The following is a 13,332-nucleotide window of genomic DNA, read 5'->3' as shown; positions in this document are numbered from 1 at the left end:
GCCCCGCAGCGTACGGGAGGGTCCGCAACTCGGACATCATCTGCTCGACATATGGCTGTTGTGTACGCGACAGTCCATCGTCGTCCCTCGGCACTCCAATGCACCGTACAGCCATTGTCCGGGAGGGGCACATGTCAGCTTCAGGTCAGCACGCACCCGAACTCCGCGCGGCAGCACGCCACTTGGGTCGGCGTCGCTTCCTGACGGGCACCGGCGCGGCCGCCGCGCTCGCCTTCGCCACCAACCTGCCCACGGCGGGTGTCGCGGGCGCCGCCGAACTCGACGCCGCACGCATCTCCGACGACCCGTTCACCCTGGGCGTCGCGTCCGGCGACCCGCAGCACGACTCCGTCCTGCTGTGGACCCGGCTCGCGCCGCAGCCGTTCGAGGAGAACGGCGGCCTGCCCGCCGAACGCGTCACCGTTCACTGGGAGCTCTCCCGCGACGAACGCTTCCGCCGCGGCGTCAGACGCGGCACGGCGACCGCGCACCCCGAGTTCAACCACTCCGTGCACGTCCAGGTCGACCACCTCGACTCCGACCGCGCGTACTACTTCCGCTTCCGCACCGGCAAGTGGACCTCCGGCACCGGCCGCACCCGCACCGCGCCGCGCCCGCACGGCCGCACCGGCGCCCTCACCCTCGCCGCCGTGTCCTGCCAGGCGTACCACGACGGCTACTTCACCGCGTACAAGCACCTCGCCGACGAGGACGTCGACGTCGTCTTCCACCTCGGGGACTACCTCTACGAGTACGCCGTGAACTCCGTCGGCGGCGCCCGCAAGTACACCGACCGCGTCCTGCCCGACGTCTTCAACCGCGAGACGCAGACCCTCGACGACTACCGCCGCCGGTACGCGCTCTACAAGACCGACCCCGACCTGCGGGCCGCGCACGCCGCGCACCCCTTCGTCGTCACCTGGGACGACCACGAGGTCGAGAACAACTACGCCGACGACATCGACGAGAACGGCAACCCGCCCGAGGAGTTCCTCCTGCGCCGCGCCTCCGCGTACCGCGCGTACTGGGAGAACCAGCCGCTGCGCCGCCCGCAGCGGCCCGCCGGGCCCGACATGCAGCTCTACCGCCGCCTCCAGTGGGGCCGCCTCGCCCAGTTCGACATCCTCGACACCCGGCAGTACCGCTCCGACCAGGCGTACGGCGACGGGGCGCACGTCCCCGGGCCCGAGTCGCTCGACCCCAGGCGGACCATCACCGGGGCCGGTCAGGAGCGCTGGCTCGTCGACGGCTGGCGCCGCTCGCGCGCCCTGTGGAACGTCGTCCCGCAGCAGGTCACCTTCTCCCAGCGCAAGCTCGACCTGAACCCCGTCGCCAAGGTCAGCATGGACGCGTGGGACGGCTACGCCGCCTCGCGGCAGCGGGTCCTCGCCGGGGCGAAGGCCGCCGGCGTCGAGAACCTCATGGTCCTCACCGGCGACGTGCACGTCGGCTACGCCTTCGACATCCTCGACGACTTCGACAAGCCGTCGTCGAAGGTCGTCGGCACGGAGATCGTGGCCACGTCCATCGCCAGCGGCAAGGACGGCTCCGAGCGGCCCGCCAACTGGGAGACGTACATGAAGGCCAACCCGCACCTGAAGTTCTACAACGGCCGTCGCGGCTACGTGACCGTCGGCCTGGACCGCGACGAGGCCCGCGCCGACTTCAAGACCGTGTCCGCCGTGACGACCCCCGGCGCCCCGCTGACGACGGCGGCGTCCTTCGTCACCGAGGCGGGCAACCCGGGCCTGCACCCGGCCTGACCCTCCGCTCCTCGAACGCCGGGGGGCTGGAAGGTCCAGCCCGTCCGGCGTTCGAGGACGAGGCGCGGAGCGCCGAAAATGCAGGGGTGCGGGGGCGGTGGCCCCCGGTTCGGAAAGGGGCGGATCTGGGGCGTCCCGCGAGGGCACTCCCCGGCGCCTGCGACGATAGGGGGACGTGACAACTACCGGGAGGGGCGCGATGGCCGAGCGCGGGCAGGGGACGGGCACACAGTCCGAAGGGCACATAGGCGGCGGGGGCGCCGCGGCCCGGGAGGGCGCCGCCGAGTCCGCGGGCCCCGCGAACCGCGGGGCCCTGCGCGTGGCGACCGGAGCCCTCGTCACCCTCATCCTCGGCGGCCTCACGGCCATGCCCCCGCTCTCCATGGACATGTACCTCCCGGCCCTGCCGGAGGTCACCGACGCCCTGCACGCCCCGGCCGCCACCATCCAGCTCACCCTCACCGCCTGCCTCATGGGCATGGCCCTCGGCCAGCTGGTCGTGGGGCCGATGAGCGACAAGTGGGGCAGGCGCCGCCCCCTCCTGGCCGGCCTGTTCGTCTACGTCTTCGCGACGGCGATCTGCGCGCTCGCCCCCACCGCCGAGCTGCTCATCGCCTTCCGGCTGCTCCAGGGCCTCGCGGGCGCCGCCGCGATCGTGATCGCGCGGGCCGTGGTGCGCGACCTGTACGACGGCGTGGAGATGGCCCGCTTCTTCTCCACCCTGATGCTGATCTCCGGCGTCGCCCCGGTCGTCGCACCGCTCATCGGCGGCCAGGTCCTGCGCCTGACGGACTGGCGCGGCATCTTCGTCGTCCTGACGGTCGTCGGCATCGCCCTGACCCTGCTCGTGTGGCGGAGCCTGCCGGAGACCCTCGCGCCCGAGGACCGGCACGGCGGCGGCACCGCCGAGGCCCTGCGCACCATGCGCGGACTGCTCGCGGACCGCGTCTTCACCGGCTACATGGTCGCGGGCGGCTTCGCCTTCGCCGCCCTGTTCGCGTACATCTCCGCCTCCCCGTTCGTCATCCAGGAGATCTACGGAGCCTCGCCGCAGACCTTCAGCCTCCTGTTCGGCGTGAACTCCATCGGCCTGATCGCCGTCGGCCAGATCAACGGCAAGCTGCTCGTGGGCCGGGTCAGCCTCGACAAGGCGCTCGGGTTCGGGCTCGTCGTCATCACGCTCGCCGCGACCGCGCTGCTCCTGATGACGAGCGGCGTCTTCGGCGACGTCGGCCTCGGCGCGGTGGCCGCCGGGCTCTTCGTCCTGATGTCGGCGATGGGCCTGGCCATGCCCAACACCAACGCCCTCGCCCTGATGCGCACCAAGCACGCCGCCGGTTCCGCCTCCGCGCTGCTCGGCACCTCCTCCTTCCTGATCGGCGCCATCGCCTCGCCGCTGGTCGGCATCGCGGGCGAGAAGACCGCCGTACCGATGGCCGTCGTCCAGCTGGCCTGCGCACTGGCGGCCGTCGGCTGCTTCGTGGGACTGTGCCGCCCGTGGCAGCGGAACACCAGTACCCATCAGGAGCCGGAGGGGGCGGACCGCTGACGCCGCCCCGGGTGCTGCGCCCGGGCACCGCGGACCGCGCCGGTCTCGACCCCGAGGCCCTCGCCCGCCTCGTCCACGACGTACGGGAGCTGACGCGCGGGCCCCGGCCCTGGTGCGCGGGCGCCGTGGTCCTCGCCGGGCGCGGCCCGGTGATCGCGGTGGCCGAGGCGGCGGGCTGGGCGGTGCGGTACGCCGCGTACGACGAGCACGCCGACGCCGGTGTCGAGCTGCCGCCCGAGCGGCGCGCGGCGATGACCGTGGACACCCCCTTCGACCTGGCCTCGCTCACCAAGCTGTTCACGACCGTGGCGGTCGTGCAGCAGCTGGAGCGCGGCACCATCGGGCTCGACGAGCCGGTCGGGGGGTACGTCCCCGAGTTCACGGGCGCCGCCGCGCACGGCGTCACCGTGCGCCAGCTCCTCACCCACACGTCAGGACTCCGGCCCGAGCTGCCGCTGTACGAGCACCCCGACCGGGCCGCGCGGCTGCGGGCGCTGCGGGTCGAGGCGCCCTCCGGTCCGCCCGGCGCCTACCTCTACTCCGACCTGAACCTGCTGCTCCTCCAGCACCTCCTGCACCGCGTCACCGGGCGCCCGCTCGACGTCCTCGTCCGCGACGGCATCACCCGGCCGCTCGGCATGACCGCCACCGGCTTCGGCCCGTGCCCCGGGGCGGCCGCCACCGAGGACCAGCGCAGGCCCTGGGCGAAGGCCGACCGGGGGATGCTGCGCGGCGAGGTCCACGACGAGAACGCCTGGGCGCTCGGGGGCGTGGCGGGCCACGCCGGGCTCTTCTCCACCGCGCGGGACCTCGCCGTGTTCTGCCGGGCGCTGCTGTGCGGGGGCGCGTACGGGACCGCGCGCGTCCTGGGGTCCGCCCACGTCGATCTGATGCTGGCGCCGCCCGGGCTCGGCTTCGCCGTCGACCAGGGGTGGTTCATGGGGGAGCTCGCGGGGCGCGGGGCCGCGGGGCACACCGGGTTCACGGGTACGTCGCTCGTCCTCGACCGGGCTTCGGACACGTTCCTGATCCTCCTGGCCAACACGGTCCACCCCCGCCGGCGCCCCCCGGCCAACGCCCCCCGGGCCCACGCGGCCACCACCCTCGCCCGAGCCCTCCGCTGACCCCGGCCTCCGGCCCGGGGCGTGCGGTGCGGGGCGGGGAGGGGAGGGGCAGGGAGGGGAGGGGCCTAAAATCGACAGGTGCACGACCACCTTTCCCCCGCCGAGACCCTCCGCACCGCCCTCGCAGAGCTCCTGGAGGACCTCCCTCCGCGCGCCGCCGCCCAGGCCGTGGACCGGCTGATCGCGAACTACCGGGGCACCACCCCGACCGAGGCGCCCGTCCTGCGGGACCGCGCCGACGTGACGGCGTACGCGGCGTACCGGATGCCCGCCACCTTCGAGGCCGTGCACTGCGCCCTGCGGGCGTTCGCCGCCGCGGCCCCCGAGGACTGGGCCCCGGCCGGGCACACCGACATCGGCGGCGGCACGGGCGCCGCCACCTGGGCGGTCAGCGCCACCTGGCCGGGGGAGCGGCCCGTCACCGTCCTGGACTGGGCCGAACCCGCCCTGGACCTCGGCCGCGAACTGGCCGCCGCGCACCCGGACCTGGCCGCGGCCCAGTGGCAGCGCGCCCGCATCGGCGCGTCGCTCACCGTGGCGCCCACCGCCCTCGTCACCATCTCGTACGTCCTCGGCGAGCTGACCGGCGACGACCGGGCCTGGGTCGTCGACGTGGCCGCCCGGGCCGCCACCGACGCCGTGGTCGTGGTGGAGCCCGGCACCCCGGACGGCTACGCCCGCGTCCTTCAGGCCCGCGACCGGCTCGTCGCGGCCGGGTTCCGCGTGGCCGCGCCGTGCCCGCACAGCGGCGCCTGCCCGATCGTGCCGGGCAGCGACTGGTGCCACTTCTCCGCCCGGGTCAGCCGCTCCTCCCTGCACCGCAAGGTCAAGGGCGGCTCCTTGGCGTACGAGGACGAGAAGTTCGCCTACGTCGCCGCGGTCCGCGGCGACGGGCCCGCCGCGGCAGGCCTCGCGCCCGCGCCCCGCCGCGTGGTCCGCAAGCCGCAGATCCGCAAGGGCCAGGTCCTCCTCGACCTGTGCGAGGCGGAGGGCGCGCTGCGCCGGGAGACCGTGACGAAGCGGCACGGGGCCCTCTACCGGGACGCACGGGACGCCGCCTGGGGCGACGCCTGGCCCGAGGCGTAGACGGGTCTGCGACCGGGGGCCGGGAGGGACTTCTTAGGAAGTCCTTAAGACCGGTGACTATCCACGTCACCATGTCCATCAAGATCACAGCCCTCGGGCTCGCCCTGGCCCTCGCCGCCGGGAGCGCCCCCGCCGCGGCCGCCCCGGAGCGGGCCTCCGGCACCCGGGTCGAACTGGCCGTCCGCGGCGGCACCGCCGTCGTGGACACCGCCACGCTCGCCGTGCGCGCCCGCACCCGGGGCGGCCACGACCGGCTCCTGTCGGCCGCCGCCGCGACACCGCTCGGCGCGCCGGGACCCGTACGGCGGCTCAACGGCGGCCGGGTCCGCTGGAGTTACCCCGAGCGCGGCCTCGACGTCACCGCCCGGGCCGACCACGGCCGCCTCGCCCTGAGCTTCGCCGCCCGCCGCGACACCACGCTGCGCTGGCCCGTGACGGGCGTCGGCGCCCCGGCCGCCGCGAGCCTGCAACTCCCGCGCGGCGAAGGGCTCGACATCCCCGTGGCCGACCCCTTCTGGACCTCGGGGGACGGCCGCCTCGCGGGCACGAGCGTCGACGTGGGCGCCGACCTCACGCTGCCGCTGTGGGGGTACTCCGCGGGGCGGCACGGCGTCAGCTACCTCACCCCGACCGACATCGGCACCTCGCTGGCCTTCACGAAGGACCGCGGGCGGCTGCGCACCACCGCCCGGCACGCGTTCCGCCGCGCCGATGGCACCCGCGCGTACACCGTCACGCTCGCCCTGACCGACGGTAACCCGGTCGCCCCCGCCGCCGACTACCGCGCCTACCTCGCCGAACGCGGCCGACTCGGCAGCCTGCGCGCGAAGTTCCGGCAGAACCCCGCGGTCCGGAAGCTCCTCGGCGCCTTCCACGCCTATCTGTGGGGCGAGGCCCGCACCGCCGCCGGGGTGCGGCGGCTGCGCGCGCTGGGCGTCGACCGCATGTGGCTCGGGTACGACGCGGGGCCCGGCCCCATGGACGAGAAGGCGGTCGCCGCGGCGAAGGACGCCGGCTACCTCGTGGGCCCGTACGACACCTTCGCCAACGGGCAGGACCCGAAGACCGCCGACAGCCCCACCTCCGTCTGGCCCGGCCGGATCTACCCGGACTTCTGCGTCCGCGACGCCGACGGCACCCCGCACACCGGATTCGGCGGCCGGGGCTGCTACTTGAGCTCCGCCGCCTTCGAGCGTGCCGAGCCCGCCCGCCACTACCTGGCCGACCGCACCCGCGCGATGGTCCGCAACGGCGCCGACAGCTACTTCCTCGACGTGGACGCCACCGGCGAGCTGTTCCGCGACCACTCCGCGGACCATCCGATGACCAAGGCCCAGGACCGCGCCCACCGCCTCGCGCGCATGCGCCGCATCACCGCCTCCGGCCTCGTCCTCGGCTCCGAGACCGCCCAGGCCTGGGCCAACCGGGCCCTCGCCTTCGACCACGGCAGCGCGACCCCCGTCGCCGACGGCCTGTGGACACTCCAGAAGGACCGGGAGGAATGGGGCGGCTACTACCCGGAGAACGCCCCGAAGGCGTTCTTCAAGCCGGTGCGCCTGCCCGCGGGCCTCTCCACTGCCATGTACGCGCCGCGCTACCGCGTCCCGTTGTACGGGACAGCCCTGCACGACGCGACCGTCAGCGCCGAGCGCTGGGAGCTGTCGTACGAGAAGCTGCCCGCCGAGAAGACGCGGCGCGCGCTGCTCGCGATGCTGTACGACCGGCCGCTCAACTACGTGCTCGACGGGCCCGCGCTGACCCGGCACGGAAAGGAACTGGCCGCGCTCCAGCGCTACTTCGCACCCCTGCACCAGGCGGCCGGGGCCGAGCCGCTCACGTCGTTCCGGTGGCTGACCGGCGACCGCGCCGTCCAGCGCACGGTCTTCGGCGACGGCACCCTGACCGTCACCGCCAACTTCGGCACGAAGGCCCGCGCCGGGCTCCCGGGCGGCTGCGTCGACGCGAAGCTGCGCACCGACGACCGACCGCGCCGCCTGTGCCCGGCGGACCTGGGTTCCTGAACGGAGGAGTGCGGGCGGCTCCGGCCGCCCGCACGGGTACGGGCGCTCAGCGCGTCCGCAGCTCCTGGGTGCAGCACTTCACGCTGCCGCCGCCCTTGAGCAGTTCGCCGAGGTCCATGCCGATCGGCTCGTAGCCACGGTCGCGCAGCGGCTGGAAGAGCCCGGTCGCCGCCTGCGGCAGCAGCACGTGCAGGCCGTCGGAGACGGCGTTGAGGCCGAGCGCCTCGGCGTCCGCCTCCTCGGCGATCAGTGCGTCGGGGAACAGCCGCTTCAGCACGGCCTGGCTGCCCGGCGAGAACGCGCCCGGGTAGTACATGACGTCGTCCGTCGTGTCGTCCAGGACCGCGAGTGCGGTGTCCAGGTGGTAGTAGCGCGGATCGATCAGGTCCAGGCCGATCACCGGGCGGCCGAAGACCTCCTGGGCCTCGCCGTGCGACAGCGGGCTGGCGCGGAAGCCGCGGCCCGCGAGGACGTACGAGGACGTGACGGCGAAGTCGCCCTCGCCCTCGTTGATGTGGGTCGGCTCGTGCACGTGCTCGAAGCCGTGCGCACGGAACCATTCCAGATGGGCCGCCGCCTCCGCCTGCCGCTCGGGGTAGGCGAAGCTGGCGCCCAGGACCCGGCCGTCGACGACGGTGGCGCCGTTGGCCGCGAAGACCATGTCCGGCAGGTCGGGGCGGGGTTCGAGCTCCTCGACGGTGTGGCCGAGCGCGCGGTAGCGGTCGCGCAGGTCCTCCCACTGGGCGATGGCCAGCGGGACGTCGACGGGTTTGGCGGGGTCCATCCACGGATTGATGGAGTACGTGACCTTGAAGTGCGCCGGTGGGCACATCAGGTAGCGCCGGGGTGTGGCGCGCCGGGCAGCTTGACGCAACGAAGGCTCCTCACGAACCGCAGGGGCTATTGCTGCCCATGGTGCGGTCTGAGAAGCCTTCGCGCAGTGATCTGGGTGGCTCGAACTGTGGTGTGGACGGGAAATTGCTCATGAACCGGAGGTTCCGGGGGTCAGGAGCCTTTCGTTCGCGGGGGCATCCGGCGTCATGAGCCGTTGTTCGCCGCCCGGCCCTCCTGGAGCTTCCGCAGCAGCTCACGCTTCTGCTCCTGGGGGCTGAGCCCGCCGCCGACACGGCCCGCGCCCCTGCCGCCGCGCAGCGCCTTGCGCGACAGATTGCTGCGGGTGCCGCCGACGCCGAGCATTCCGGATCCGCTTCGCGTCATGGTCGTACCTCCGTGAGTCCTCGAAGTGGTCGTTGCCGATGTCACACCGGCAATCCGCGAGACGTTGCGTCTCGCCATACGTCGACAGTAGACGAGACGCTCCGTCTTGTCGAGGGGATTTACGGTGTCGCCGCCACTGGTGAGACGCGGCGTCTCGCGGCGCTGCTACATTCGACGGCATGGCCCAGAAGACCGCACCAGACTCCACGCGCCGCAGCGAGCGTTCGCGCCGCGCGATCTACGACGCCGCTCTCGCCCTGGTCGGCGAGGTCGGCTACGGCAAGATGACCATCGAGGCGATCGCCGCCCGCGCGGGCGTCGGCAAGCAGACCATCTACCGCTGGTGGCCCTCCAAGAGCGCCGTCCTGCTCGACGCCTTCCTCGACCTCGCCGAGCAGGCCAACGCCCAGCTCAGCGAGGAGGCCGGGCTCGCGGAGCCCGCCACCGACATCCCGGACACCGGTGATCTGGAAGCCGACCTCAAGTACGTGCTGCGGGCCACCGTCGACGAGATGACCGACCCCAAGTTCGACGCCCCGGCCCGCGCGCTCGCCGCCGAGGGCGTCGTCAACCAGGAGCTCGGCACCGAGTTCGTCGAGAGGCTCCTCGAACCCCAGCTCCAGCACTACGTGAAGCGCCTGCGCCGGAGCCAGGACCGCGGCGAGATCGCCGCGCACGTCGACCCGCGCATCGCCCTCGAACTGTGGACGGGCCCGCTCGCCCAGCGCTGGATGCAGCGCACGGGACCGCTCACCCACGCGTACGCCGACACGCTCGTCGAGTACGCCCTGTACGGCATCGCGCCCCGCTGACCCGCCGCGGGGCGGCGCGGATCACCGCCGGTTGAGCGGCCCCAGCGGGCGCCGCGCGGCCTTCTTGCCGCCCTTGACCGGCGTCCGCGTCAGCAGGCCAGGGGCGTCCGTGATCACGCCGTTGCAGCCGAGCCGGAGCACCCGGTCGCGCTGCGCGGGCGTGGTCACCGTGTGCGCCCACACCCGCCGGACGCCGGAGTTCACCGCCCGCCGCAGATCCTCGTCGCGCGCCTTGTAGTCCACGTCGAGGACGTCGACGAACGACGACCAGCGCTCCGGGCGGTCCGTGCGCATCTGCTGCTTCGACCGCCACAGCTGCGCGAGCAGGCCCAGGTGGTGCGCGCGCCGGGCCACCCAGGGCTTGTTGGAGTTCACGAACACCGAGCGGGCGAGGCCGCGCGCGTGGATCAGCGCGCTCAGCCGGTTCAGGCTCTCCGGGTCCTTCGCCTCCAGCATCAGCATGACCCGTCCGCCGAACCGGTCGAGGACCTCCGCCACCGTCGGCGGCCGCTCGATCCGCCAGAAGCCCGGCACGTGCCGCTGCGGCCGCAGCAGCACGTGCTGCCACTCGCGGGCGGTCAGCAGGTTCACCGGACCCGTCGCGTACGTCGTGCGGTCCAGGGTCGCGTCGTGCAGGACCACGAGGGTGCCGTCGGCCAGCATCCGCGTATCGGCGTCGATGACCTGCGCCGTGCCCCGCTCGAACGCCGTCATCAGGCCCGACATGCTGTTCTCCGGCACCTCCAGGGCGCCGCCCCGGTGCGCGGTGTAGACGAACGGCGGCAGCGCGTCGACCGTGAGCGGGCCGCCGCCCCACTCCAGCGGGGCCAGGAAGGCGGTGGGCCCGGTGAGGGCGAGGGCGGTGACGCCCGAAAGTGACAGCACAGTCCGTGTGACCATGGCGACCACCGTAGGAGTGGAAATCGCTCCTTAGCCCGTAATGACGCGCTATGTCACCCCCCGCCTTGCATCACCCCAGCTACCCCGGATGTGGGCTACGGCCACCCGAGGAGCAGGATGGTGGGACCATAGGTCATGCTGTTCCGCACGACGGCGAGGTGAGGGGATAGATGGGCGCAGAGTTCGGCCGGACGTCCGGCGCGCAGGGCAGGATCTCCCAATGGCTCCGCCGACGGGCACGTGCGGGCGCGGACGGCGACGCCGAGGCCGCGCGCCGTGAGGACCTGCTGCTCGCCGTCGCCGCCGCGGGACTGCCGCTCGCCCCGGCCGCGCACCCCGCCGGCTACCGCTGTTCCTGCGACCGCATCGGCTGTCCCACGCCCGCCCGGCACCCCGTCTCCTTCGCCTGGCAGACCCAGTCCACCACCGACCGCGCACAGATCGAGCGCTGGGCGCGGCACCAGCCGGGGGCCAACTTCATCACCGCGACCGGCATGGTGCACGACGTACTCGACGTGCCCCTTGACGCCGGGCACGCCGCCCTCGCGCGGCTGCTCGCCGACGGGATCGACGTCGGGCCCGTCGCCGAGTCCGAGGGCGCGCACGGACAGGGCCGGCTGCTCTTCTTCACCGCGACGCGGGGGACACCGGAGGACGAGGACGAGTGGTGGCCCTGCGAGCTGGACTGCCATCCGGAGACGATGGACGAGCATCCGGGGCTGCGGTGGCACTGCCGCGGGTCCTATGTGCTCGTGCCGCCCGCGCGGCTGCCCGGTGACCTCGCGGTCACCTGGGTGCGGGGGCCGGAGTTCCCGCTGCCCGACCCGCTGACCCTGCTGGAGACCCTCACCGACGAATGCGCCCGGTACGCGGGGGAGCCGCAGGGCGACGTGGCCGCCTGGCCCCTGCGGGGCTGAGCCGCCGAGGGCTATTCGCCCTTCGCGCCCACCAGGCCCTGCATGCGGCCCAGTATCGAGATCTCGCCCTTGGCCCTGGGGGTCAGGGAGACCTGGTTCGAGACGCGTTCCAGGGTGACGGACTGCTTGGCCTCGCCCTTCATCAGGGCCTTGACGTCCGGTTCGACGTCGACCGTGCGGCCCGTGGACGCGGTCTGCTTCTCGTAGTGGTGGGTGGAGAAGAAGACGAGCGCGCCCCCGTCGCGGGTGCGCAGGCCCACGGGGGCGAACGCGCCGGCGTCGCGGGGCTCGTCCAGGTACTGCACGGCGAGGCCCAGGCGCTTGGCGTTCCTGTCGCGGGCGGCCTTCCACTGCGTGGTGTGCGGGCCCGCGGCGAACGCGTCGCCGCCCGACTTGAGGAACGCCGTGTACCGCGCGCCGAGGCGCCGCGGCGCGAGGGCGAGACCGGCCTGGTCGACGGCGACCGGCTCCGCGAACCCGTCCTCGTCCTTCTTCAGGTCCGGGATCCGGTCGGGCCGGACCAGGTTCAGATACGTGGCCTGCCAGAGCCGGTCCCCGCCCGCGCGGGTGAAGACGATCAGCCAGCGGTAGCCGTGCGGCTTGCGGTTGCTGAGGGCGTTGACGACGAAGAACCGGGGCCAGCCCGCCTTCTTCGGGACGGCGTACTCGACGTCGGTGAACCTGAGCGGCACGTGCCGGGCGTTGCCGTCCGGGTTCTGCGCGCGCCGCGCCTTCAGGCCCGCCTGGTTGATGGCGCCGAGCGGGCCGGTGACGCGGGCGGCGTCCAGGGCGGGGTCGTAGGCCTTGTCGGCCTTGTTGTACGCGCGCAGGAACTCCTTGAGGGCGCGGGCGGCCTCGGCCTTCGTCGCCGTGGGGACGACCTCGCGCTCCCCGTGCACCGTCACGCATCCGCCCGCCGCCATCGCCAGGGCGAGTGCCACTGCCGCCGAGGCACCGCACCGCCCGAGCCTGCGCACCCTGATCATGGGCCCCCTTCGCCTACCCGTTCCCGGGCCCGAACCCTACCGGGGCCCCGCCGGGCCAGGACGCGGGGGCGCCGTCAGGAACAGCGCGAGGGCCGGCACCAGGTACAGCGACCAGACGACGGCCTGCAGGACCGTCGGCTGCGGCGGCAGGACGAAGGCGCCCTCCAGAAGGGCGCCGTACCAACTGTCCGGCGGAACCGTCGCGCTGGCGTCGAACGCCTTGTCCTCCAGGCCGCCGAGGAACCCCGCCGTCTGGAAGGCGCGAACGCCGTGCGCGAGGACGCCCGCCGCCACCACGAGGAGCAGCGCCCCGGTCCCGGCGAAGAACGCGGCGCGGCCGACGCGCAGGAGACCGCGGCAGCAGAGCAGCCCGAGCACGGCCGCGGTGAGCAGGCCGAGGCCCACGGCGAGCAGCGGCTCGTGCGTGCCGTCGTCCGCCGCGCGGACGGAGGCCCAGACGAGCAGGGCCGTCTCCAGACCCTCGCGGCCCACGGCCAGGAACGCCGTCGCGGCCAGTGCGGCCGTGCTCATCCGCTGGGCGGCGCCGGGCTGTTCGCGCCCCGCCCGCGCCTGCCGGGCGGTGTGCCGCAGCCGGAGGACCAGCCACGTCACGAGCGCCGCCGTGAGGACCGAGAGGGAGCCGCCGAGGACCTCCCGCGCCTCGGGCGTCAGCTCCCGCGAGCCGAAGGTGAGGGCGCAGCCGAAGCCGAGGAAGAGCGCGGCCGCGGCGCCGGCGCCGGTCCACACCGGGGCGAGCGCGTCGCGGCGCCCCGCCCGCACCGGCCAGGCGAGGAGGACGCCCACCACGAGCGCGGCCGCCAGGCCCGCCCGCAGGCCGATCAGATAGGTGCCGAACACCGCTCACGCCCTTCCGGTGGCCGGCGCGCGGCCCACCAGTCGCCCTCGTCCCGCCCCCGGACGGGATGACGTAGACCGTCGAACGCGCGCGGGGGATG

The 13,332-nt window shown here is 74.0% G+C and carries 12 protein-coding genes; 7 read left to right on the top strand and 5 right to left on the bottom strand.

Going from position 1 to position 13,332, the window contains the following annotated elements:
• Positions 1 to 131: 131 nt before the first annotated feature.
• The 5 genes from CP982_RS13285 to CP982_RS13265 all read left to right on the top strand — a co-directional run bounded on the left by CP982_RS13285 (position 132) and on the right by CP982_RS13265 (position 7,543).
• Positions 132 to 1,763 (top strand): alkaline phosphatase D family protein, encoded by a 1,632-nt coding sequence (locus tag CP982_RS13285; protein WP_150510716.1) that lies wholly within the window; start codon positions 132 to 134, stop codon positions 1,761 to 1,763.
• A gap of 199 nt (positions 1,764 to 1,962) precedes the next feature.
• Positions 1,963 to 3,312, top strand: coding sequence for a multidrug effflux MFS transporter (locus CP982_RS13280; RefSeq protein WP_184925041.1), 1,350 nt, complete (start codon positions 1,963 to 1,965; stop codon positions 3,310 to 3,312).
• Positions 3,261 to 4,436, top strand: coding sequence for a serine hydrolase domain-containing protein (locus CP982_RS13275; protein WP_150510715.1), 1,176 nt, complete (start codon positions 3,261 to 3,263; stop codon positions 4,434 to 4,436). The genes CP982_RS13280 and CP982_RS13275 overlap by 52 nt, the downstream gene beginning before the upstream one ends.
• Before the next feature lie 78 nt (positions 4,437 to 4,514).
• Positions 4,515 to 5,522, top strand: a complete 1,008-nt coding sequence (locus CP982_RS13270; RefSeq protein WP_150510714.1) for a small ribosomal subunit Rsm22 family protein — start codon at positions 4,515 to 4,517, stop codon at positions 5,520 to 5,522.
• A 71-nt stretch (positions 5,523 to 5,593) separates the two neighbouring features.
• Positions 5,594 to 7,543 (top strand): glycoside hydrolase, encoded by a 1,950-nt coding sequence (locus CP982_RS13265; RefSeq protein ID WP_150510713.1) that lies wholly within the window; start codon positions 5,594 to 5,596, stop codon positions 7,541 to 7,543.
• A gap of 46 nt (positions 7,544 to 7,589) precedes the next feature.
• Here the strand turns inward: CP982_RS13265 and ddaH are convergent, their stop codons facing one another.
• Entirely contained in the window at positions 7,590 to 8,417 is an 828-nt protein-coding gene (gene ddaH, locus CP982_RS13260; protein WP_342355623.1) for a dimethylargininase, read from the bottom strand.
• 164 nt (positions 8,418 to 8,581) lie between these two features.
• A complete protein-coding gene (locus CP982_RS13255; RefSeq protein ID WP_150510712.1) occupies positions 8,582 to 8,761 on the bottom strand; it encodes a DUF6243 family protein in 180 nt (59 codons plus the stop codon).
• A gap of 179 nt (positions 8,762 to 8,940) precedes the next feature.
• Here CP982_RS13255 and CP982_RS13250 point away from each other — a divergent pair, with 179 nt between their 5' ends.
• Positions 8,941 to 9,573: a TetR/AcrR family transcriptional regulator gene (locus tag CP982_RS13250; RefSeq protein WP_150510711.1), complete on the top strand. Its 633-nt coding sequence runs from the start codon at positions 8,941 to 8,943 to the stop codon at positions 9,571 to 9,573.
• A 21-nt stretch (positions 9,574 to 9,594) separates the two neighbouring features.
• On the opposite strand, the gene CP982_RS13245 is transcribed toward CP982_RS13250, so the two are convergent.
• Positions 9,595 to 10,473, bottom strand: coding sequence for a glycerophosphodiester phosphodiesterase (locus tag CP982_RS13245; RefSeq protein ID WP_150510710.1), 879 nt, complete (start codon positions 10,471 to 10,473; stop codon positions 9,595 to 9,597).
• Between the two features lie 170 nt (positions 10,474 to 10,643).
• Here CP982_RS13245 and CP982_RS13240 point away from each other — a divergent pair, with 170 nt between their 5' ends.
• Complete coding sequence (locus tag CP982_RS13240) at positions 10,644 to 11,390, top strand: bifunctional DNA primase/polymerase (RefSeq protein WP_150510709.1); 747 nt, start codon at positions 10,644 to 10,646, stop codon at positions 11,388 to 11,390.
• 11 nt (positions 11,391 to 11,401) lie between these two features.
• Here CP982_RS13240 and CP982_RS13235 read toward each other — a convergent pair whose 3' ends face one another.
• Together CP982_RS13235 and efeU are read right to left on the bottom strand one after the other, a co-directional pair.
• A complete protein-coding gene (locus CP982_RS13235; RefSeq protein ID WP_150510708.1) occupies positions 11,402 to 12,376 on the bottom strand; it encodes an SCO2278 family lipoprotein in 975 nt (324 codons plus the stop codon).
• Positions 12,377 to 12,412: 36 nt separating this feature from the next.
• Positions 12,413 to 13,234: an iron uptake transporter permease EfeU gene (gene efeU, locus CP982_RS13230; RefSeq protein ID WP_150510707.1), complete on the bottom strand. Its 822-nt coding sequence runs from the start codon at positions 13,232 to 13,234 to the stop codon at positions 12,413 to 12,415.
• Positions 13,235 to 13,332: the final 98 nt, after the last annotated feature.

Origin of the sequence: Streptomyces spectabilis, from assembly GCF_008704795.1 — a bacterium.
GTDB lineage: Bacteria > Actinomycetota > Actinomycetes > Streptomycetales > Streptomycetaceae > Streptomyces > Streptomyces spectabilis.
This window is presented reverse-complemented; position numbering and strand designations above follow the sequence as displayed.

Bases quoted from the DNA above. Each gene is read 5' to 3' on its own strand.
- CP982_RS13240 (WP_150510709.1), top strand. From the start codon at position 10,644: ATGGGCGCAGAGTTCGGCCGGACGTCCGGCGCGCAGGGCAGGATCTCC.
- CP982_RS13265 (WP_150510713.1), top strand. From the start codon at position 5,594: ATGTCCATCAAGATCACAGCCCTCGGGCTCGCCCTGGCCCTCGCCGCC.
- CP982_RS13250 (WP_150510711.1), top strand. From the start codon at position 8,941: ATGGCCCAGAAGACCGCACCAGACTCCACGCGCCGCAGCGAGCGTTCG.
- CP982_RS13280 (WP_184925041.1), top strand. From the start codon at position 1,963: ATGGCCGAGCGCGGGCAGGGGACGGGCACACAGTCCGAAGGGCACATA.
- CP982_RS13245 (WP_150510710.1), bottom strand. From the start codon at position 10,473: ATGGTCACACGGACTGTGCTGTCACTTTCGGGCGTCACCGCCCTCGCC.
- CP982_RS13255 (WP_150510712.1), bottom strand. From the start codon at position 8,761: ATGACGCGAAGCGGATCCGGAATGCTCGGCGTCGGCGGCACCCGCAGC.
- CP982_RS13285 (WP_150510716.1), top strand. From the start codon at position 132: ATGTCAGCTTCAGGTCAGCACGCACCCGAACTCCGCGCGGCAGCACGC.
- CP982_RS13235 (WP_150510708.1), bottom strand. From the start codon at position 12,376: ATGATCAGGGTGCGCAGGCTCGGGCGGTGCGGTGCCTCGGCGGCAGTG.